The sequence below is a fragment of the Radiobacillus sp. PE A8.2 genome, from assembly GCF_045635475.1.
Taxonomy (GTDB): Bacteria; Bacillota; Bacilli; order Bacillales; family Amphibacillaceae; genus JBJGXI01.
The window spans coordinates 80,285-102,971 of the sequence record NZ_JBJGXI010000007.1; the positions used below are offsets into that span (position 1 = coordinate 80,285).

Genomic DNA, 22,687 nt, shown 5'->3' on the forward strand with positions numbered 1-22,687 from the left:
TTTGCAATAAACGAGGTGGCAAAACGTTGGATCAAATAAAACAACATGTAACGGCCGTCATTGATGAATGGATAAATAGCGGGTATCTAAATGAGGGTGACTTGTTTGTAATCGGGTGTTCAACGAGTGAGGTTGCTGGGGAGCGGATTGGAACTTCTGGTAGTGAAGCGATCGCCGAGATTATCTTTGATGGGATGAAAAGATTGCAACAGGAAACTGGTGTTGAACTAGCTTTTCAGTGCTGTGAGCATTTGAATAGAGCGCTCGTTGTGGAAAAAACAACGATGATTCAACGCGGTTACGAACAAGTGACGGCGGTACCGGTGCCGACTGCTGGGGGTTCAATGGCTTCGTATGCTTACAAGCACATGGAGAAGCCAGTTTTAGTCGAGCATATTAAAGCCGATGCAGGTATCGATATTGGCGAGACGATGATTGGGATGCAAATCAAACACGTTGCTGTACCATTGCGATTTTCAGAGCGGAAGATTGGTGCCGCTCGTGTTAATGCAGCACGGACAAGGCCGAAGCTGATTGGTGGCAAACGAGCGGTTTATCCGGAAGAACAATTGAACAATAAATGTAAATAAACGATAGGCAGAAGCACGTATACTGTGTAAAATATAATGGAACATGAAATGAACTGGGGGGCTACATAAAGTGGATCATTTAAAAGAACAAGATGTTGAGCTTTTTCAAGCAATGGAAGACGAAAGAAAGCGTCAGAACGATAAGATTGAATTAATCGCATCAGAAAATTTTGTATCAGAAGCTGTTATGGAAGCACAAGGGTCTGTGTTAACGAATAAGTACGCAGAAGGCTATCCAGGTCGCCGTTATTATGGCGGTTGTGAATATGTTGATGTTGCTGAAAATCTTGCACGCGATCGTGCCAAAGAGTTGTTTGGAGCAGAGCATGCCAATGTGCAACCACACTCTGGAGCACAAGCAAATATGGCTGTTTACTTTAGTGTGCTTGAACCAGGCGACACTGTTCTTGGGATGAACCTAAGCCATGGTGGACACTTAACGCACGGTAGCCCTGTTAATTTCAGCGGCAAGCTTTATAATTTTGAAGAGTATGGTGTTGATAAAGATTCGGAACAACTTGACTATGATGCAATTTTGGAAAAAGCAAAACAAGTAAAACCAAAATTAATCGTAGCCGGAGCTAGTGCATACCCACGCACTATTGATTTTAAAAAATTCCGTGAAATCGCTGATGAAGTAGGCGCGTATTTAATGGTTGATATGGCGCACATTGCTGGTTTAGTTGCAACAGGGCAGCATCCGAACCCTGTTCCACACGCACAATTTGTAACGACTACAACGCATAAAACACTTCGTGGACCACGCGGCGGTATGATCTTATGTGAAGAGCAATTTGCTAAACAAATTGATAAATCAATTTTCCCTGGTGTGCAAGGCGGACCTTTAATGCATGTAATCGCAGCAAAAGCGGTAGCATTTAAAGAAGCTTTACAACCAGAGTTTGAAACATATTCGAAACAAATCATCGCTAATGCCAAGCGTTTAGCAGAAGCATTACAAGCAGAAGGTGTTCGTATTGTTTCTGGTGGCACAGACAATCACTTATTATTGCTTGATGTTCGTGGCTTGAATTTAACTGGTAAAGTTGCCGAGAAAGCATTAGATGATATTGGAATTACGACAAATAAAAATACAATTCCATTTGATCCTGAAAGCCCGTTCGTAACGAGTGGTATCCGTGTTGGTACTGCTGCAGTAACTTCTCGTGGATTTGGATTAGCTGAAATGGACGAAATTGCTGCAATCATTGCCTTCACATTGCGTAACCATGAGGATGAAGAAAAATTAAAAGAAGCACAAGCACGTGTGCAAGCATTAACAGTAAATTATCCGTTATATCAATAATAGGTGGAGGTCCGTATTCTTACGGACCTCTTGTTTTATTGTTTATTTGTATGTATGGTAAAGCGAAATCAGCTAAAAATAAAAGAAACCGATAATTGCTTGAAAGAGATAGTGTTTTTCTGTACAATTTGAAGGATGTAAAAAATGATAAGGAGTGATCGGAACGTGGGAAATGTATTTGTACTAGATCATCCGTTAATTCAACACAAATTAACTTACATACGAAACAAAGAAACTGGAACAAAAGAATTTCGTGAATTGGTTGATGAAGTCGCAGGTTTAATGGCTTTTGAAATTACACGTGACCTACCATTAGAAGAAATTAACGTGGAAACACCGGTAACAACTGCTGCAGCTAAGGTTTTAACTGGTAAAAAAATTGGACTAGTTCCGATTTTGCGAGCAGGATTAGGCATGGTTGATGGTATATTACGCTTAATTCCAGCGGCAAAAGTTGGACATGTTGGCTTATACCGTGACCCAGAAACATTAAAGCCAGTAGAATATTACATTAAGTTACCAACAGACATTGAAGAACGTGAACTAATTGTGATTGATCCGATGCTGGCGACAGGTGGTTCAGCGAACGATGCGATTCACTCGTTGAAAAAACGTGGTGCCAAACAGATCAAATTAATGTGCTTAATCGCAGCCCCAGAAGGCGTCGAAGTTATCAAAGAAGAACATCCAGACGTTGACATTTATTTAGCAGCGATGGATGAAAAATTAAATGAACATGGCTATATTGTTCCAGGATTAGGAGACGCGGGAGACCGCTTGTTCGGAACGAAGTAGTTTGGGAGGGTGCTGGCAGATTTTCAGTGCCCTTTTTTGTTTTGGGGGCGTGGAGGTGAGGCGGGGGGCGATTGCACCACAGTTTGGTGTAATTGCACCATACGAGCGGGGGATTGCACCACACTGACGTGTGAAATTGTACGATTTGAGCTAGTGGTGGCACCTTCGTGGAGGGGGGATTGCACCACTGTTTGGCATAATTGCACCATACGAGCGAGGAATTGCACCACACCGACGTGTTATTGCACCACACAATCAGTTAATTGCACCAAATCCGGTTACAATTGCACCAAACGCCCTAAACGGTAACGTCTCCCTTTTGTATTTCCTTCAGTTTGTAGGTCCATATCTTTTAAAATTCTCAGCATTGTGTTACGCGACTTTATGTGGAGAAACCTCATCGCCTGTTTATTCGATATAGTGGGTTCGAAAAGACATAGGTAATCACAAATTGCTTGTTTATGGGCGTGTTCAGAGGTGTACTCACATCGGTCGCAACGCCAGACGCCTTTCTTTCGCTTCATCGGGATGTTGTAACAGCTCGGACATTGTACACCAGCTCTTAATTCATTTTTATTAATATGGAAGGCATCTAATACATCTGTTTGAATCGGGCTGTTAGCGTGTAGTACCGCATCGCACAGGTTTTTTGCAAGCTTTCTCTTAGGTTTTCGGTCTTCATATTTTTGCTGTAACATCCGAATCTGTTCAATGATACTATCAACATGAAAAACTTTTTCATAAATATTTTCATGAGTGTCATTTGTTTTTAATACAGAGGATTGGTTCGCAAAAGCAATCAAATGTTCAACGGGGAGAGAATGCAGACGGTGTTCTGTTAACCAGAGGCGAAGTAGCTCTTCGTGGTAGTTTACTTGAGAAATAGGATATTTCAATCCTTCGATGATATCGTCCTTCGTTCGGTACATTTGCTTGAATTTCGTATCGAGAAACAGTAATCCAGAAATGTTTTTTACTTCGATAATAAGAATGAAAGTGGGTGATACTAACAAGGTGTCGATTTGGAAGTGGAGTTCGCCTTGTTTCAAACGGAGATCTTGCATGATGTAAAAATCGGTCTTTTCTAATCTTTGAAGTTGATAACCTAGTGCTTGCTCCCCGCGGTAACCGGCAATTCGGTTCGCGAGGTTTTCATTTATCTTAGCTATTTTTGGATGATTCTCAGGTAAGCGGCGAATCAGTGCTTCTTCAGCTAGCATTCGGTGTGATTTCTGTACCTTTTTTAAAAACATGGGATCAGCCTCCTTCGTGCTACTATCCTAAATGATGTAAAAATTCGTAGCAAATAAAGAAAACATCATTTTAATGAAAATCCAACTCTATAAAACGGCACTTTTTTAACCCGGTTTTCAATTAATCAGCTAAGGTACCTGTTTTATAAACGGTTTTTAGCTGTTATTGCACCAAACAGGTTGTAAATTTTCAACTCGAAAAATAATTGCACCACAAAACTGTGGAATTGCACCACGCGTGAGCATAATTGCACCACACCACAGCCGAATTGCACCATACAATCCAACAATTGCACCACACGTCAGCTTTATTGCACCAAACCGCTCCTATCGTCGCTTTTCGAGCACCTCAGTTACGCTCACGCGCTCCACCCACGCGTCGCCCGTGCACCCTACATGTGCCAACGAACTCAGCGCCCGCCTACGCACACCGCACCGCTCCAACCGTCGCCCGTGCACCTCACTTACGCCCACGCACTCCACAAGTATAATCTCACCCAACCTACACAAACTAGCTAAAAAAATGAGAGGAGCCATTTTATGAAGCAAATAACTCTAATAATTCTCACACTCACGCTTACACTTGTGCTCAACACCAAAGCGACCGAAGTATCAGCAACTGATACAAAGCAGTCGATCATTATCGAAGTAGATGGTGACCCTTACGAGCGTAAACGTTATATCGAAGACTACCACCCTCTCATTGAAGTGATTCAAGTATACGATACGATTTTTACTGGTATAGCACTAAGGGGCGAGGCTCGGTATTTGGAGCAGATGGATGATTTGGACTTTATTAAACAAACATATCCTGTTCGTACCTATCAGACGACCAATGTGAATGAAAGTGTTGATTTTATTCTGCAGTCAGAATCGCCACAACCAATTGGCGGTACCAATCAACGGTATACGGGAAAAGGTGTAAAGGTCGGTGTGATCGATACCGGGATTGATCATTCGCATCCGGATTTGAAAAATAGCTATAAAGGTGGCTATGACCTTGTCGATTTGGACGATGATCCGATGGAAACGCAGCCTGAGCAGGGGATGCCTACGTTGCATGGCACGCATGTATCCGGGATTATTGCTGCTAATGGAAAGATGAAGGGTGTTGCACCAGACGCCGAGCTATACGGCTATAGGGCACTCGGTCCGGGTGGAATGGGGAGCTCTGTGCAGGTGATTGCTGCAATTGAGAAAGCTGTCAAGGATGGCATGGATATTATTAATATGTCGCTTGGTAATAGTGTCAATGGTCCGGACTGGCCGACGAGTGTTGCGGTTAATCGAGCGGTAGAGCTCGGTGTTTCGGTGGTGATTGCCAACGGGAATTCCGGTCCCGCTAACTGGACAGTAGGCTCACCGGCAACTTCAACTGCAGCTGTGTCCGTCGGGGCTAGCACGCCACCTCTAAAAATACCTAGCTTACATGATTCTTTTGCGGATAAAACAATTCCGATGCTCCCTTTAGCAGGATCAGTTCCGTGGGATCTGGGTAAACAGTATCCGATTATCGATGGAGGCACGGGTGAACAGAAAATAGAGCATGCGCGCGATAAAATTGTGTTGCTGGAGCGTGGAACAATCCCGTTTGCTGAAAAAGCGCGGGCAGCTGCAGCAGCGGGTGCTAAAGCGGCTATTATTTACAACAATGAAGAAGGAGCGTTTCAAGGTTCGGTGGATGATGGAAATGGCTCGGTGGATATTCCTGTCGTGGCAATTTCGAACGAAGATGGGAAATGGTTGCTGGAGCATACGGTGAGCGATAATAGCTGGATTAAGACTGTTTATACTACAGCACAAGATGAAATGGCTAGTTTTAGCTCGCGAGGTCCTGTTACTGCGAATTGGCAAATCAAGCCAGAAGTTGTTGCGCCTGGTGCTGCAATTATGAGCACGGTGCCAGATGGATACAGGGAGTTACAAGGAACGAGCATGGCGGCCCCGCATGTAGCTGGAGCACTAGCGCTAATAAAGGAAGCGCATCCTGACTGGAGTCCGGCCAAGCTAAAGGGTGCACTGTTAACAACTGCCTTACCATTGGCCAACCAGGAAAAATTATATGATCCGATTGACCAAGGAATGGGTAGGATTCGTCCTGACAAAGCTATTGAAACGGATACGATTATTTATAACCCGTTGCTGTCGTTTGGGAAAATAGAAAACTTTAATGATCGAGGAGAAGTTGAAATAAGAGTTGAAAATGTTTCTGAAGAAAGCCAAACGTTTTACTTTGAGACGCCGCACAATCAGCAAGGTATGTCTTGGTCAACTCCACAAAGCTTTACAATCGCACCGAAGCAAACAAAAACAGTGACCGTTGCGTTAACAATCAAAAGTAATTTGCTCGACAAAGGCATACATCAAGGTTGGCTAACACTGCATCAGGCTGAGGAAACCTATGAGCTTCCTTATTTGTTTGTGAATCAAGAAGCGGACTATCCAAAAGCAATGGGATTGGAATTTACCTTACAAGCATTTGCACAGAATCAATATCACTATCGACTCTATCTCCCAGAGCAAGCTGAAAAAGTGACAGTAGATTTATACAATCCTGCGACCTTTCGTTTTGAGCGAACGTTATTTGAATTAGAAGACCAAGCCCCGGGCCTAATAGAGGGGACGATGGAGCAACGAAACGTGGGCGATAGTGGAGAATATTTAGCTAATATTACGATTGAAACGGAAGACAGTAAACAATATACGTACCAAGCACCATTAATGGTCGAGCCGATTCGATAAAATTTGGTAGCGTCACAAAATGTTCACAAAACTGTTACATTTAATAGTTGAGTATCGCTTATAATTAATTAAACAGCAAGGGTGGAATGGATTAGAATGAGTTAGTCTTGTGGAACAAGATAGAGTAAATTGAAGGATTTCTATAATAAATTATGGAAATATTGATATTTTTTTCTTCTATTAATAAAGTCCCAAACTAATTGACAATATGACTATCCCTATTGTATGCTAACTTAGTGTGGAATGATAAGGGTTTCAGGTAGTGATAAATATCACTGCGCAACAAGAATTACTTGTATAGACGTAAAGCGCTTGCGTAAAAAGTTTCAACAATTACAAAGTTATTCTATCTCAGTTAAGGAACTCATCTCATCAAACCCGCTTTTATTGTAGTATGCTCAATCAAGAGATAGTACATATTGGATCATCTATTTTTAAACCACGGGAGCTAAAGTGATGCAACAGTATGAAAATATGATAACCCGTCAACGTAAATGGATGTTCTACCTTCTTGCATTTTTAGTACTTGGAGCGGGATTCACGCCGTATCCACGTATTTTCCTCGGTCTTCTCCTTGGATCGATTGTTAGCTTTTACAACTTATGGTTAATGCAAAGGAAAATTAACCAGTTTGGACAAGCAGTTGTAGAAGAACATTCTCCCCGGGGAATTGGTTCATTTTCGCGATTGGCGTCATCAGGATTAGCAGTATTAATCGCACTTCGGTTTGAGGATTATTTCCATCTTATTTCGGTAATTATTGGATTAATGACAGCATACCTCGTCATTATGATAGATTTTTCACTTTCTAGATCTAAAGATTAGTGCATGGAAGAGAGGTGAAGAGATTTATGGAACACGGCAAGCCTACAATAGATAACGTTTTCGGAATATCGTGGCTCGACTTTAACTTGTCAAACGTAATTATGATCGCGATTGCATCTTTAATTGTTTTCATCTTAGGTGTGGTAGCATCAAGACAGTTGCAAATGAAGCCAACAGGTATACAAAACTTTATGGAATGGGTCATTGATTTTGTGAAAGGAATAATAGGGGATACGATGGACTGGAAGACAGGAAAAACGTTTCTACCACTGGGTTTAACTTTAATTACTTATATTTTTGTAAGTAATATGCTGGGTGTAGCGTTCATGGTTGTAGACACTGATCACAACCTATGGTGGAAATCACCAACATCCGATCCAGGTATCACGTTAACCTTGTCGACACTAGTCATTCTGTTATCGCATTTCTATGCAATTAAGATTAGAGGTGCAAAGGAATACGGAAAAGATTATATTCGACCTTTACCTTTCTTATTTCCCATTAAGATCATTGAAGAATTCTCCAATACATTGACATTGGGTCTTCGTCTTTTCGGTAACATTTATGCAGGTGAAATTTTACTTGGATTATTGGCAGGATTGACAGCCTCGGGTATAGGAGGATTTCTTGGTGGAGCAATCCCGATGCTAGCTTGGCAAGGATTTAGTTTGTTTATTGGTACAATTCAAGCGTTTATCTTTACTATGTTAACAATGGTTTATATTTCTCACAAAGTGAGTAGTGACCATTAAATATAAGTTCTATCAAATTTAGAAGTATTGATAGAATCGGTTTTGGGAGGTGGACTCTTTCATTAGAAAGGGAAAATCACTGATTAAAACTGAAAAAATGAATTACTAATATATATTTTAAGAGGAGGATTTTCAAATGGAATTAGGAGCATTAGCAGCAGCAATAGCAGTAGGTTTAGCAGCACTTGGTGCAGGTATTGGTAACGGTTTAATCGTAAGTCGTACAGTAGAAGGTATTGCTCGTCAGCCCGAATTACGTAGCGCGCTTCAAACTACTATGTTTATTGGTGTAGGTCTAGTTGAGGCTATGCCGATTATCGCAGTAGTTATCGCCTTAATCGTAATGTAACAGGTGAAATGAAAATTAAACACAATGGCGAAGTTCAGGTAGTTGAACTTTCGCCATTGCTTTATGCTTATCGAATGTTTTGACCATAGTTGTCTATGGACTGTTACAGTTAGTGGAAAGGAGTGAATGTTGTGCTAACAAGCGGGTTAACCATTAACGCTGGTATTGGTGGAATCTTTATTGGTGATATGTTAACACAGCTGTTCTTCTTTATTTTATTACTTGTCCTGTTAAAAATATTTGCATGGGGACCATTAATGAATGTAATGAAGCAGCGTGAAGATCATATTGCTAATGAAATAGATACGGCAGAAAAAAGTCGTCAAGATGCAGAACGTGCATCGAAAGAAGCAATAGAACAATTAAAGCAAACAAGATTAGAAGCACAGTCAATTATTGACGAAGCTAAAAAAACTGGTCAGAAACAAGAGCAAGATATTGTTGCGTTTGCTAAAAGAGAAGCTGAACGCATCAAAGAATCTGCTCGTGAAGAAATAGAAAACGAAAAAGAAAAAGCAGTGAGAGCCTTACAAGAGCAGGTTGCTACACTATCTGTACAAATTGCGAGTAAAGTGATTGAAAAAGAAATTGATGCTCAAGGTCAAGAGAAGCTAATCAGTGAATATCTCAAAGAGGTAGGAGATAAGCGATGAGTGAGGCAGTAGCTAAACGATATGCAGAAGCTCTTTTTCAAATCACACAGGAACAATCAAGTACTGACCAAGTAGAACAACAACTTCAGATTATTGCTGAAGTTTTCAATAGTAATCAAGAATTGATCCAATTCCTTAAGCATCCACGTGTGGATGAGGAGAAAAAGAAATTATTTCTAAAAGATACTTTCAAGGATTTCTCCGCGGTTGTTACCAATCTACTTCAGTTGTTGGTGGATCGACATCGTGACGACCTTGTCCTAATGATTATAAAGCATTACCTACATTTAAGTAATGATGCAAAAGGAATTGCTGAGGCTACAGTATATTCAGTTCGAAGCCTTGAAAATGATGAAAAACAACAATTATCAGCAGTTTTTGCTAAAAGGCTGAACAAAAATGCACTAAACATTGAAAATATCGTTGATTCCTCTTTATTAGGTGGCGTTAAAATAAAGATTGGAAACACAATTTATGATGGTTCCATAAAAGGAAAATTAGAGCGTTTTGAACGGAATATAGTATCTGCAAATAAAGGATGATAGGGGTGAATTGGCATGAGCATTAAAGCTGAAGAAATCAGTGCGCTAATAAAGCAGCAAATTGAAAATTATCAATCAGATATAGAAGTTAGCGATATCGGTACAGTTATTGAGATCGGTGACGGAATTGCACGTGCCCATGGACTAGATAACGTTATGTCAGGGGAACTTGTTGAGTTTTCTAACGGCGTTATGGGTATGGCGCAAAACTTAGAAGAAAGTAATGTTGGTATCGTTATTCTTGGACCTTACACTGAAATTCGTGAAGGTGACGAGGTTCGTCGTACCGGACGTATCATGGAAGTACCTGTAGGAGAAGCATTGTTAGGTCGTGTTGTGAACCCACTTGGTCAGCCAATCGATGGAAAAGGACCAATCGAAACATCAAAAACACGCCCAATCGAATCTCCGGCGCCAGGTGTTATGGATCGTAAATCAGTTCATGAACCACTTCAAACAGGAATTAAAGCGATTGACGCACTTGTTCCAATCGGTCGTGGTCAACGTGAGTTAATTATCGGTGACCGTCAAACAGGTAAAACATCTGTTGCCATCGATACAATTTTAAACCAAAAAGATGAAAACATGATCTGTATCTATGTTGCCATCGGTCAAAAGGATTCAACTGTAAGTGGAACAGTAGAAACACTTCGTCGTTATGGTGCACTAGACTATACGATCGTCGTATCTGCTGGTGCTTCTGAACCAGCACCACTTCAATACTTAGCTCCATATGCAGGGGTTTCTATGGGTGAAGAATTCATGTACAATGGCCAACACGTTCTCGTTGTATATGATGATCTATCAAAACAAGCCAATGCTTACCGTGAGTTATCACTACTTTTACGCCGCCCGCCGGGTCGTGAAGCATTCCCAGGGGATGTATTCTACTTACACTCCCGTCTACTAGAACGTGCTGCGAAGTTAAGTGATGCAAAAGGTGCAGGTTCATTAACAGCACTTCCGTTCGTTGAAACACAAGCAGGCGACATCTCAGCTTATATTCCAACGAACGTAATCTCAATTACAGACGGACAAATCTTCTTGCAGTCTGATCTATTCTTCTCTGGTGTACGACCAGCGATTAACGCAGGTCTTTCTGTTTCCCGTGTTGGTGGGTCCGCGCAAATTAAAGCGATGAAAAAGGTAGCAGGTACGCTTCGTCTAGATCTTGCATCTTACCGTGAGTTAGAATCATTTGCACAGTTCGGTTCTGATTTAGATAAAGCAACACAAGCAAAATTAAATCGTGGTGCTCGTACGGTTGAAGTACTAAAACAAGGTTTACACAAGCCACTACGTGTTGAATATCAAGTATTAATCATTTTTGCACTAACAAAAGGACATTTAGATGAGATTCCTGTTAATGATATTACTCGTTTCGAATCTGAATTCAATGCTTGGTTAGATAAGAACAGAGCAGAGCTATTAAGCTCTATTCGTGAAACTGGTAATTTACCAGAAGCTGCTGATCTAAATAGTGCGGTTGAAGAATTTAAAGCAACATTTGTTGTTTCTGAATAATTATAGCTTCGTTAACCTTTGAAGGAAGGGGGCTGAACAAGTGGCATCACTTAGAGATATTAAAACGCGGATTAATTCGACTGTAAAAACGAAACAAATTACAAAAGCAATGTATATGGTATCTGCATCTAAGCTAAACCGTGCGGAAGCTAATGCAAAGGCATTTGTACCGTATAGCAAAAAGATTCAAGAAGTCGTAGAAAGCATCGCTAACAGTGGTGAAGTTGTTGATCATCCGATGCTAACGGCACGTGAAGTGAAGAAAACGGCATATTTTGTTATCACTTCTGACCGTGGACTAGCGGGTGGTTACAATAGCAGCATTCTACGTCAAGTGTATCGCACAGTTAAAGAACGTCACCAAAGCACAGATGAATATACGATTATCGTAATCGGACGTGTCGGACGTGATTTTTTCAAAAAGCGCGGTATGCCAATCGCGAAAGAGGTTCTCGGTGTTGCTGACCAACCGAATTTTAATGATGTCAGTGACTTGACCTCTGAAACGATTCAAATGTATCTTGATGAAGAGATTGATGAATTGAACGTCTATTACAACCACTATGAAAGTGCAATTTCACAGGTGGTTACTTCAACAAAGTTGTTACCACTAACAAATATTGCAACTGGTGACAGTAAAGCTCAAAGTACGTATGAATATGAACCAAATCAAGAAGAAATTTTAAACGTACTGTTGCCACAATACGCGGAAAGCCTTATCTATGGTGCGTTATTAGATGGTAAAGCCAGTGAACACGCATCTCGTATGACTGCAATGCGTAGTGCAACCGATAACGCTGATGACATTATTGGCGATCTGTCACTACAGTATAACCGTGCACGTCAAGCAGCCATAACACAAGAGATTACCGAAATTGTCGGCGGTGCAGCCGCTTTAGAATAGGTACACAAAGAAATAATAGAGAGATTTGATCAACTGTTATTTCTAAAGTAAGTTAGGAGGGAAAGCGATGAGCAAAGGACGCGTTACACAAATCATGGGACCAGTCGTTGACGTTAAGTTCGATAACGGCAACCTCCCAGAAATCTATAACGCAATAAACGTTCAGTTAGCTGAAGGTGCTGAACTAGTTTTAGAAGTAGCTTCACATCTTGGTGATGATAGTGTACGTACGATTGCGATGTCATCAACAGAAGGTGTACAACGTGGCGCTGAAGTAGTAGATACTGGAGCTCCAATTAGCGTGCCAGTTGGTGAAGAAACGTTAGGTCGTGTATTTAACGTACTAGGTGAGAAAATTGACTTGGATGAGCCATTGGCAGCAGATCAACGCCGTGACCCAATTCACCGTCAATCACCTGATTTCGAAAATTTAGCAACAGAAACTGAAATTCTAGAAACAGGTATAAAAGTTGTAGACTTACTTGCTCCATATATTAAGGGTGGTAAGATCGGACTATTCGGTGGTGCCGGTGTAGGTAAAACCGTATTAATCCAAGAACTAATCAACAACATCGCACAAGAGCATGGTGGTATTTCCGTGTTCGCAGGTGTTGGTGAGCGTACTCGTGAAGGTAACGACCTTTACTACGAAATGAAAGACTCTGGTGTTATAGCGAAAACTGCGATGGTATTCGGTCAGATGAATGAACCACCAGGTGCACGTATGCGTGTAGCATTAACTGGTCTTACAATGGCGGAATATTTCCGTGATGAGCAAGCTCAAGACGTGCTATTGTTTATCGATAACATCTTCCGTTTCACACAAGCAGGTTCAGAGGTATCAGCCCTTCTAGGTCGTATGCCATCTGCCGTTGGTTACCAGCCAACTCTTGCTACTGAGATGGGTCAACTGCAAGAACGTATCACATCAACCAAAAAAGGTTCTGTAACTTCAATCCAAGCAATCTACGTGCCTGCCGATGACTATACGGATCCGGCGCCAGCGACAACATTCGCGCACTTAGATGCAACAACAAACTTAGATCGTAAACTTTCTGAACAAGGTATCTACCCTGCGGTGGATCCATTAGCTTCAACTTCTCGTGCATTAGACCCTGAAGTTGTTGGTGAAGATCATTACAACACAGCGCGTGAAGTACAACGTACATTACAGCGTTATAAAGAATTACAAGATATCATTGCAATTCTTGGTATGGACGAGCTTACAGACGAAGATAAATTAACTGTATCACGTGCACGTCGTATCCAATTCTTCTTGTCACAGAATTTCCACGTTGCTGAACAGTTTACTGGACAACAAGGTTCATACGTACCTGTAAACGAAACAGTAAAAGGCTTCCAGGAAATCCTAGCAGGAAAATACGACGACCTACCAGAAGACGCATTCCGCCTAGTAGGCCGCATCGAAGAAGTAGTCGAAAAAGCAAAAGAACTGGCTTAGTAATAGAAAGTGGAAGAGCCTTGATCAGCTCCGACACGCATAAGCAGAGCGCCGGAAAGGCCTGATCTTTGGCCTTGCAGGAGAACTGCTATGACGCGAGGAGCTAGGCTCTGGAACTAGACTAAGGAAGTGTAGCCGACCGGTTAGGGGCGACGGGATAAGTAAGGATTCGCAGTGTGTCGAGGTCTTGGACACACGGAGGAGCATTGCTTATCACGCGAGCCCCCTGGGAGTCGGAACTAGACTAAGGAAGTGTAGACGACCGGTTAGGGGCGACGGGATAAGTAAGGATTCGCAGTGTGTCGAGGTCTTGGACACACGGAGGAGCATTGCTTATCACGCGAGCCCCTGGGAGTCGGAACTAGACTAAGGAAGTGGAGACGACCGGTAAGGGGCGACGGGATAAGCAAGGATCCGCAGAGTGTCGAGGTCTTGGACACACGGAGGAGCATTGCTTATCACGCGAGCCCCCTGGGAGTCGTAACTAGACTGCAGTAAATGAAAGCAAGTGTATCGGGATGGGACACAGTGCCTGTCCCCGTGTCCCAGTAATTCCAGCCCAAGGAGGGGTTACATTGAAAACTCTTATAGTGAGTGTTGTCACTCCTGATGGCCCTGTTATGGAAGATACATTTGAAATGGTTAGTTGTAAGGCTGAAAATGGAGAATTAGGGGTCCTTCCTGGACACATTCCACTCGTTGCTCCTTTAACTATTAGTGTTGTCCGTCTGAAAGCAAGCGATCGTACAGACAGAATTGCTGTAAGTGGAGGATTTTTAGAGGTTCGTCCTGATAAAGTCACCATTCTTGCGCAATCTGCTGAATTGCCATCAGATATTGACGTGGAGCGTGCACGCAAAGCTAAAGAACGTGCAGAGAGACGCCTGCAAACTAAACAAGATGATATTGATTTCAGAAGGGCTGAGTTATCGTTAAGACGTGCGCTTAATCGCCTAGACATAGCTCAAAACAGGTAAATGATAACCGAAAAGACTTTAATTACCAGGAATCTGGTGTTAAAGTCTTTTTTTTGTGTAACTAATAGTGCTTTTAATACGTCTAACCAGTAGATCCATGAAAAGAATTTTGTTGTGTTATTGAATATAAATATTGTCGATATTTCCCGGGTAATATCGAATAATGGTAAATTCATAATTATCGATACACCATACAAAAAGTACGGTAGCCAGATAAATGTATGCATGCCATAAAGACATAAACTAAATGTATATATTACGAATATATATCAATTTAATTGCATTAACTGTAATAAGGAATAAATTTAGTGATGAAAGAATATATAATTTATTTTGCATTTTAATTGGTAGTTGACAATGAGCACGAATCATGGCATCTTTTTAAAGTAGTATTTGAAAAAAGAGGTGGAAAAAGTTGCTGCAAACGTTAGGTCAACAAGCGCTCGTAGGTATACTATCACATATCATTTTTATCGTGATTACGTGGCAAGTACTGCAAGCGATTAACATCGATCCAATTATTCGCAAAGGGAAAATTTTCGAAGCTAGAGTACTCTTAATTTTGTTAACTATTGTAATTGGAACAACAGTGAGTAACTTCTTCTTAGACATTCTGCAATGGTCTGGACAATTAAATCTTTTATTCTAGTATTCCCATCAAAACAAAATAGTATATTACTAGTATGATAACATCATTTTCTGACCATACTTGTATCAACATAAGTTTACAAGTATGGAAAGGAAGATTAATTATGCGTAACAGGTTCATTCTCTTATTAATCATAGCTCTTCTGATACCACTCAATTATATACAAGCTTCTTCATTACCACTTTCAGAAGTGGACGATATCCACAAAATTATAGAGGAAGAAAATTTATCTCTACAAGAGTGGGAACTTCTAATCAAGGAACAGGTAGGCTCTGAACAATTTTCAGAGGTGAAAAAGAATATAGAAGTTATGTTTGAAAAGCCGTTAAAAAAGGTAAAAGAAACAGACATGATGATCAAATTACAAGCTTCTATTTATGCAAACGATGTAACTGAAAGCATCACAATTATTATCCCAAAACAGGATAAGCAGCAATTTAACATAATGTATACGATAGTCGGCACAAAATGGAATGAACAGATCGAAGACACCTATAACCAAAAAATAAATAGTTTACTACAACGTGTATTTACAGAGAATTTGACAAAATTCTCTTGTTTTACATCCCAGCCTGATGGTATGATGAATAGTGGCTATTTGTTTAAAAAACTAGTAGATGAATTGAATATAAATACACTATCAAATATAAAAGAAAATGATTTTTCGGTCCTATCTGGTTATACACCGCGTTGGAACTCTGTCATTCCCATTTCGGATGAACCAATGAACGTTCAAATCGCCAGTCGTAAAGGATTGGGCGGTAAAACAACCATTACAATAGGAACACCTATCATTACTAATGAATATTAATAATAGTGAAATTGGACGCAGAGGAGAATGAACCTTGGATAAAATCATCGTCCGTGGTGGAAGGCAGTTGAATGGCACAGTTAAAGTTGAAGGTGCTAAGAATGCCGTACTGCCTGTCATCGCAGCAAGTATGATCGCAAGTAAAGGAAAAAGTGTGATTCATGAAGTTCCAGCCCTTGCTGATGTATTTACCATTAAAGAAGTTCTTAAGTTTATGAATGCAGATATTAGCTTTGAAAACAATACAGTAACTGTTGATGCAACAAATCCATTATCTACAGAAGCTCCTTTTGAATATGTTAGAAAAATGCGTGCATCTGTCCTTGTATTAGGACCATTGCTTGCACGTTATGGTCATGCAAAAGTAGCACTTCCGGGTGGATGTGCTATTGGATCAAGACCAATCGATCTTCATTTAAAAGGATTCGAAGCAATGGGTGCACAAGTGCATGTTGGCAATGGATATGTTGAAGTCTTTGCTAATGGCCGTTTGCAAGGCGCAAAAATTTATTTAGATGTACCAAGTGTTGGCGCAACAGAAAACATCATGATGGCTGCCGCATTGGCGCAAGGTAGAACAATTATCGAGAATAGTGCAAAAGAACCAGAAATAGTTGATCTCGCTAATTTCTTAAACAAAATGGGCGCAAAAGTAGTCGGTGCCGGAACAGAAACAATTAAAATTGATGGTGTTGAAAGTCTACACGGTGTAGAACACACAATCATCCCCGATCGTATCGAAGCAGGAACATTTATGGTTGCTGCTGCAATTACAGAGGGAAATATCGTCATTGAACGTGCAGAAATGGAGCATTTACGTTCCTTAGTCTCGAAACTTGAGGAAATGGGCGTAAAAATCACGGAAGAAAAAGACGGATTACGTGTCATAGGACCTAAGCACTTAAAAGCTACAGACATCAAAACGTTGCCACATCCAGGATTCCCAACAGATATGCAGTCGCAAATGATGGCTTTAATGTTACATGCAAAAGGTACTAGTGTGATTACGGAAACAGTTTTTGAAAATCGATTTATGCATGTAGAAGAATTCCGTCGCATGAATGCTAAGTTGAAAATTGAAGGACGTAGTGTAATCGTCGAAGGTCCAATCACATTGCAAGGAGCAGAAGTTGCTGCCACTGATTTAAGAGCAGGAGCTGCTTTAATTCTTGCAGGGTTGCGTGCTGAAGGATATACACGCGTCACAGAGCTTAAGCATTTAGATCGTGGCTATGTAGATTTTGCAGAAAAATTAGCGCAATTAGGTGCAGATGTAGAACGAGTAAGTGAAGACGAAGAAGCTGATGTTCACAACAATTCTCAGCATGAACACTCTTCCGTATCATAATTCTGCTCATTTATATAGGATCTTTTAGGAGAGTTAGCAAACCTAACTCTTCCTAAAAGCCTATACTCTGACGTATCAATTTGAAAAGTCCAATTTTCAAATCTATACCTATATGTAATAAAAGGCTGTCCATGTGGCGGTCTTTTGTTGTTTTATCGCGGAAGAAGCAACTTCTTAGAATCAATCAGCATAACTTTAGATCGTTAGAATATTTATTGAATTATTAGAAGTTGTTCTTAACGCAATATTTAGTAAGGTTGTTATTTCGGATTATAGCTAGAATGCGACGTAGTGATTGGGATAGTGCTATTACCCGTTCCGTCAGAATACTTCGCTTTCCGCGGGGAGCGACGAGCCTCCTCGAACTTTCGTTCTGCGGGGTCTCGTCCTGGCTCTTTGTTCCCGCAGGAGTCGAAGTATTCTGCCTCCACTGACATAGGTTTTCTGATAGTAGGTAATCCCGGACTAAATACCATGACCCTTGCCAGGTCTGGAGTCGAAGTGGATTTCCTCCGCTACAAACTATCCTTTAGTAAAAAACAACCACTACCATTGGAGTGAGATGAATGATTCTTCCAAATCGATTATATAAAGGTGATACAGTGGGCATTATTGCTCCAGCAAGTCCACCGAATCGTGAGCAGCTTGAACGTGGTATTGCTATCTTGCGTCAACAGGGACTCCATATAAAGCTAGGAAAGCACATTTCGAGTGTATATGGGTATTTAGCTGGAACTGATGCGGAAAGGCTTGAGGACCTTCATATGATGTTTCAAGACACATCTGTGAAGGCGATTATCTGTGCGTGTGGTGGGTATGGTACAGCAAGATTGGTGGATGGTATCGATATTCAGCTAATCCGCCAAAATCCGAAAATATTTTGGGGCTATAGTGATATTACTTATTTACATACAGCCATTCGTCAACGAGCCAACTTGGTTACTTTTCACGGACCGATGGTTGCATCAGATATTGGTAAAGAGAATTTTGATGCATTATCGGAGCAGATGTTTTGTCAGCTGTTCACGCCTACAAACATTGTATACAACGAGGCAATAAGTCCGTTACAAACGATGAGTGAAGGTGAAGCGACTGGAGCGTTAGTTGGTGGCAATTTAACATTACTTACGAGCACATTAGGAACAGAATATGAGATTGAAACGAAAGCAAAATTACTTTTGATAGAAGATGTTGGTGAAGATCCGTACCGGGTAGATGCGATGTTGAATCAACTGCGACTAGCAGGTAAATTACATGATGCTGCGGGGATTGTGATTGGAAGCTTTACGAAGGTGGAACCGCCTACAAATAAACCTTCCTTTGATTTGGACCAGGTGTTAACCGATTATATGGAACCTTTACACATACCGGTTATGAAAGGTTTTAATATCGGTCATTGTATGCCCAATATCGGTGTGCCCTTAGGGGTAACTGCAAATTTGTCCAGCAAAACGAAAACGTTGACAATACATCCAGCTGTAAAATAAAGAGGCTATCCAGTTTGGATAGCCTCTGCTCATTCAAAAAATGGGCTATCCATTATATGGACAGCCCTAACCAACTTTAAAAACCATCTGTTTATTATTATTTCATGAACAAACACTACGTATACTAAAAGTTTATATATTATAAAACGCTGTCAATATTAGTTGCGAAATATATTCGAAGTGTTCCCTATTAACTATGAATTTTTCTTCTGCTATGATAGAAAATCGCAGCAGCTCCACTGAATATTAGTAATAATCCAGCTAACATCCAATTAAATGTACCAGTTGCTGTATCAGGAAGTTCATTACCTTCCTTGTCCTCTTCGCTGCCATCTTCATCTGCACTCTCATCATCAGTAGTTGGTGCAGTTTCAAATGCTGCAAATGTACTTAAATGGTTAACATCAGCTGTAAGAATACCATTTTCGTAAGCACCGCCAACTAGCTCCCATGCATTAGTAGATTCGTTATAATAGTAAAGCATAACTTGATCGGCATTTGTAACCTTAGCACTATCCACGCGGAATTTTAACGTAATCTTTCCGTCGCCTAGGGTCTGTAACGCGCCGTCATTTGAGGTGATTGTAATATCATAGACTCCACTTAATGCACTTTCAGAACCTTCAACATTAGCGACTTCATGCACATCAATCGTTACATCACCATCTGGTAGAATACTAGATGGAATAGACACAGTCGTTTCCGCAGTTTCTACAGAAATGGAAGCGCCTTTAGTTTTTAAGAGAGCGATTTGAGCACTGGTTAGCTCTAGCTTCACTTGTTTTTGATTGGTTACATCAACGACAAGTACTCCACCATCAGCAACAGTTTCTATAGCTGATAAATTGATTTTCGCAACGCCATCGGTAATTGTAGGCTTGGTCGTTACAACAGGTTCGGATGGAGTTTCGCCACTGTTATCACCATCACCCGGATTAGAGCCTTCGTCACCGTCACCGTCACCAGGATCCGAGCCTTCATCACCATCTCCTGGATCAGAACCATCTTCATCACCATCACCCGGATCAGTTGGTTCCGTAACTTTTGCAAAGCGAACGTTATCGATAAACATTGTTCCGGCAAAATCGCTTTCTACGTCTGCGAAAATTAGTTGCATGTTACGCAACACGGTATCTGCTTCCACGTTTTCAATATTGCTTACATCAATTTTAGCTTGATAATGGTATAAACCATCAGGTGTTTTCGTTTGTGCATCTAGTGCTGTTAAATCAATTTCAAACGTATCAGAAGCTTGCGCCCAGTAACCAACACTTGGTGGCTGGAATACTAAGTTAATCGATATCGCACCTTCTGTTGCACGGATCGGATCAACATATAAATCAAATGCAACATGATCGTTGTCGCCGATAACTAAATTATCCATATAAAAATCTAACCGTGGGGCAGAGGCCCAGTTATCTGTAGGCTTAACTTCAGGATACGCATACTCCCACGAAAGTGCAGTGGAATCATTAGCGTCTGCTAGTTTCAGTGCTTCTTTAACGCCAGAATCCGCTGACCAATCCCAAGCTTGTCGTGTTCCATCTTCAAAATCTGATGGAAGTACCGCTTCCCCTTTTGGATCGTGAATTACTGGAATTTCTACGGCATGTCCAGAAACAGAAATGTTATCTAAATAAATTGCATCTGCACTGTCTGTTCCGACAAAAAGAATAATGTTATTCATTTCGTTATTATCAGCACTTGTTGCAATTGTACCTAATGATGGTGCATCTGCTGCTGCAATTGTTAAAGCTGCTTTATATGTACCATCACCTTGATCAACAAAATCATCCGTAGTAACTGTAATTGCCCGATTTGGATTTGCCCAACTTGTTGCTGGCCCTTGTGGAATGGCTGCAATTGTTACGGTTGTCGGATTATCAACGATAACATCCATGGTAAGCTCTTCGGCGCCAAGAATGTTAACGGATTCATTCCAATTATCGGCAGAAAGGCGAGCATTGGCCCAGTAATTACCCTCAGATGTATCATTACTTGCATCTAATCCGTCGATTCTTATTGCATTGTTTTCATTGCTTACGCTAACGCTATCTGTTGGACTATCTGCATTCAAACCAAACCCCTGCGTTGTTCCGTCATTAAAATCCCATAATGTAGTTGAGAAAGCAGTACGGTCAATCGGCTGATAACTGATTCCTTTAATACGAGCTCGTACATATTCACCAGAAATACTTAACTCTTCAGGTGCCCATACTTGATCATCGCCAGGGTTTAAATCCGTTGCTGTAGATTTACCAAGTTCAAACGGCGTAAAAGCTGCTGAAGTTTCGTTCTTATTTGTCAGTGACCAGTTTACCCAACTAATATTGTTTTCATTTAGAAAATTCAGCCACGCGTCTGCTTCATCCAAGAATGGCCCGTTATTTCCACTTGCTTCACTTGTGCCCCATTCAGAAACAAATATGGCAACACCATTTTCTAGTGCATATCTGCCGTTACTCATGACATTTTCTCTGTCCGTTGAATCTGCTGCTGGTACATGTGACCCAGAGTAGAAGTGTAATGTATAAATCGTATTATTTGCCGGGTCTACAACAGGGTTATCTGCTGCTAAATCTGGACGTTGACTCCAGTTCGGACTACCAACAATGACAAGGTTTTCATTTCCTTTATCGCGAAGCATCGCAATGATAGGTTCTGCATAGTTTTTAATTTCTAACCATCCTGCAGCATCATTTGTAACACCTTCACCGCCGTTATTATTGCTACTAGGTTCGTTAGCTACTTCATAGATAATGTTTTCGTTGTTTGGATACAAATCAGAAATTTCATCAAAGAATTCCAGTGCTCCACTGTATATTGCTTCGTTTGGATTACCTGGTGCATGTACATGCCAGTCCACAATCACATACATATCATTGGCGATGGCATGATCGATCCCATCAATAACTTCCTGTTTCACGCTAGAGTCTATCGCATACCCATCTTCACCTACATACATGGCAAGACGAACAACATTAGAACCCCAGTCATTTGCTAAAGCTGCAAATGCATTATCGTTAATTATCTGCGGAAACCATTGCAAGCCGTGTGTACTCATTCCTCGCAGCTGGATAGGGTCTCCATTCTTGTCTCCTAGCGTTTTTTGACCAGCATTATATGGATCATCAATAATTTTCAATGCGCCTGCTTCTGATGGTTTTTTAGCTGCATTTATAATCAGGTTATCGTAATCCGACTCTACTGCACCTACACTAGCAGGAAGCAATGATGTAATAAGTACTATTATTAAAAAAATAGAAAGGGAGCGTTTGACATACAATTTATTCATTAAATACCCTCCATTAATCATTCTCTGTTATCGGACATAACTGCAATTTTCAACGATTTAACCTAAGCCTCCTTTCAATCACTAGCGAAAATTCACAGCTGTAGTTTTCGATGAAATACGAAACTTTATTCGAAACTATCATAACAATCTACGAAACTTTCGTCAATATAATAGAGTGAGTTATGTCCTCGGTTATGTATAATAGGATAATAAAACGATAAGCGGTTGAAATAATTAGTAGATGAAATGTATAATTAGTATATTATTTTGTTCGATTGACCAACTTCATACGATTGATTTTAAGCCGTTCTCGGGCAAAAATTGTTGCGAAGACTGTAAATGGTTATTATAAATGAGGCAAAGTTATAGGTAACGAAAATAATTTTCGAACAATATAGTGAAAATTCATATAGTAGGAAGGCT

General features: G+C 40.8%; 19 protein-coding genes. 17 read left to right on the top strand and 2 right to left on the bottom strand.

Annotated features, from left to right (window positions below; translation table 11 throughout):
• The first annotated feature begins 26 nt into the window (after positions 1–26).
• From ACI6MV_RS05945 to upp, 3 genes are all read left to right on the top strand, one after another.
• Positions 27–590 (top strand): TIGR01440 family protein, encoded by a 564-nt coding sequence (locus ACI6MV_RS05945; protein ID WP_407269295.1) that lies wholly within the window; start codon positions 27–29, stop codon positions 588–590.
• A gap of 70 nt (positions 591–660) precedes the next feature.
• Entirely contained in the window at positions 661–1,896 is a 1,236-nt protein-coding gene (gene glyA / locus ACI6MV_RS05950; protein WP_407269296.1) for a serine hydroxymethyltransferase, read from the top strand.
• A gap of 144 nt (positions 1,897–2,040) precedes the next feature.
• Entirely contained in the window at positions 2,041–2,691 is a 651-nt protein-coding gene (upp, locus tag ACI6MV_RS05955; protein ID WP_407269299.1) for a uracil phosphoribosyltransferase, read from the top strand.
• A 278-nt stretch (positions 2,692–2,969) separates the two neighbouring features.
• Here the strand turns inward: upp and ACI6MV_RS05960 are convergent, their stop codons facing one another.
• Positions 2,970–3,944: a nuclease-related domain-containing protein gene (locus tag ACI6MV_RS05960; protein ID WP_407269300.1), complete on the bottom strand. Its 975-nt coding sequence runs from the start codon at positions 3,942–3,944 to the stop codon at positions 2,970–2,972.
• Positions 3,945–4,484: 540 nt separating this feature from the next.
• On the opposite strand from ACI6MV_RS05960, the gene ACI6MV_RS05965 reads away from it, so the two are divergent.
• The 14 genes from ACI6MV_RS05965 to ACI6MV_RS06030 all read left to right on the top strand — a co-directional run bounded on the left by ACI6MV_RS05965 (position 4,485) and on the right by ACI6MV_RS06030 (position 18,969).
• Entirely contained in the window at positions 4,485–6,686 is a 2,202-nt protein-coding gene (locus ACI6MV_RS05965) for a S8 family serine peptidase (RefSeq protein ID WP_407269302.1), read from the top strand.
• 456 nt (positions 6,687–7,142) lie between these two features.
• Complete coding sequence (locus tag ACI6MV_RS05970; protein ID WP_407269304.1) at positions 7,143–7,511, top strand: ATP synthase subunit I; 369 nt, start codon at positions 7,143–7,145, stop codon at positions 7,509–7,511.
• A 26-nt stretch (positions 7,512–7,537) separates the two neighbouring features.
• Positions 7,538–8,263, top strand: coding sequence for a F0F1 ATP synthase subunit A (gene atpB, locus ACI6MV_RS05975; protein WP_407269307.1), 726 nt, complete (start codon positions 7,538–7,540; stop codon positions 8,261–8,263).
• Between the two features lie 136 nt (positions 8,264–8,399).
• The gene (gene atpE / locus ACI6MV_RS05980; RefSeq protein WP_407269308.1) at positions 8,400–8,612 is read left to right on the top strand and encodes a F0F1 ATP synthase subunit C; all 213 of its coding nucleotides are present in this window, start codon (positions 8,400–8,402) and stop codon (positions 8,610–8,612) included.
• A 188-nt stretch (positions 8,613–8,800) separates the two neighbouring features.
• Complete coding sequence (atpF, locus tag ACI6MV_RS05985) at positions 8,801–9,265, top strand: F0F1 ATP synthase subunit B (RefSeq protein WP_407269378.1); 465 nt, start codon at positions 8,801–8,803, stop codon at positions 9,263–9,265.
• On the top strand, positions 9,262–9,807 hold the full coding sequence (locus tag ACI6MV_RS05990; protein WP_407269310.1) for a F0F1 ATP synthase subunit delta: 546 nt from the start codon (positions 9,262–9,264) through the stop codon (positions 9,805–9,807). The genes atpF and ACI6MV_RS05990 overlap by 4 nt, the downstream gene beginning before the upstream one ends.
• Before the next feature lie 15 nt (positions 9,808–9,822).
• Positions 9,823–11,331, top strand: coding sequence for a F0F1 ATP synthase subunit alpha (atpA, locus tag ACI6MV_RS05995; protein WP_407269311.1), 1,509 nt, complete (start codon positions 9,823–9,825; stop codon positions 11,329–11,331).
• 40 nt (positions 11,332–11,371) lie between these two features.
• The gene (gene atpG, locus ACI6MV_RS06000; RefSeq protein ID WP_407269312.1) at positions 11,372–12,235 is read left to right on the top strand and encodes an ATP synthase F1 subunit gamma; all 864 of its coding nucleotides are present in this window, start codon (positions 11,372–11,374) and stop codon (positions 12,233–12,235) included.
• Between the two features lie 67 nt (positions 12,236–12,302).
• Entirely contained in the window at positions 12,303–13,697 is a 1,395-nt protein-coding gene (gene atpD / locus ACI6MV_RS06005; RefSeq protein WP_407269314.1) for a F0F1 ATP synthase subunit beta, read from the top strand.
• Between the two features lie 575 nt (positions 13,698–14,272).
• On the top strand, positions 14,273–14,674 hold the full coding sequence (locus ACI6MV_RS06010) for a F0F1 ATP synthase subunit epsilon (protein WP_407269315.1): 402 nt from the start codon (positions 14,273–14,275) through the stop codon (positions 14,672–14,674).
• Between the two features lie 418 nt (positions 14,675–15,092).
• Positions 15,093–15,323, top strand: coding sequence for a DUF1146 family protein (locus ACI6MV_RS06015; protein WP_407269379.1), 231 nt, complete (start codon positions 15,093–15,095; stop codon positions 15,321–15,323).
• Between the two features lie 103 nt (positions 15,324–15,426).
• Positions 15,427–16,134: a YwmB family TATA-box binding protein gene (locus ACI6MV_RS06020; protein WP_407269317.1), complete on the top strand. Its 708-nt coding sequence runs from the start codon at positions 15,427–15,429 to the stop codon at positions 16,132–16,134.
• Positions 16,135–16,168: 34 nt separating this feature from the next.
• Complete coding sequence (murA, locus tag ACI6MV_RS06025) at positions 16,169–17,482, top strand: UDP-N-acetylglucosamine 1-carboxyvinyltransferase (protein WP_407269318.1); 1,314 nt, start codon at positions 16,169–16,171, stop codon at positions 17,480–17,482.
• A gap of 566 nt (positions 17,483–18,048) precedes the next feature.
• Complete coding sequence (locus tag ACI6MV_RS06030; protein ID WP_407269320.1) at positions 18,049–18,969, top strand: S66 peptidase family protein; 921 nt, start codon at positions 18,049–18,051, stop codon at positions 18,967–18,969.
• Positions 18,970–19,159: 190 nt separating this feature from the next.
• Here ACI6MV_RS06030 and ACI6MV_RS06035 read toward each other — a convergent pair whose 3' ends face one another.
• Entirely contained in the window at positions 19,160–22,264 is a 3,105-nt protein-coding gene (locus ACI6MV_RS06035; protein WP_407269322.1) for a carbohydrate-binding domain-containing protein, read from the bottom strand.
• Positions 22,265–22,687 lie beyond the last annotated feature (423 nt).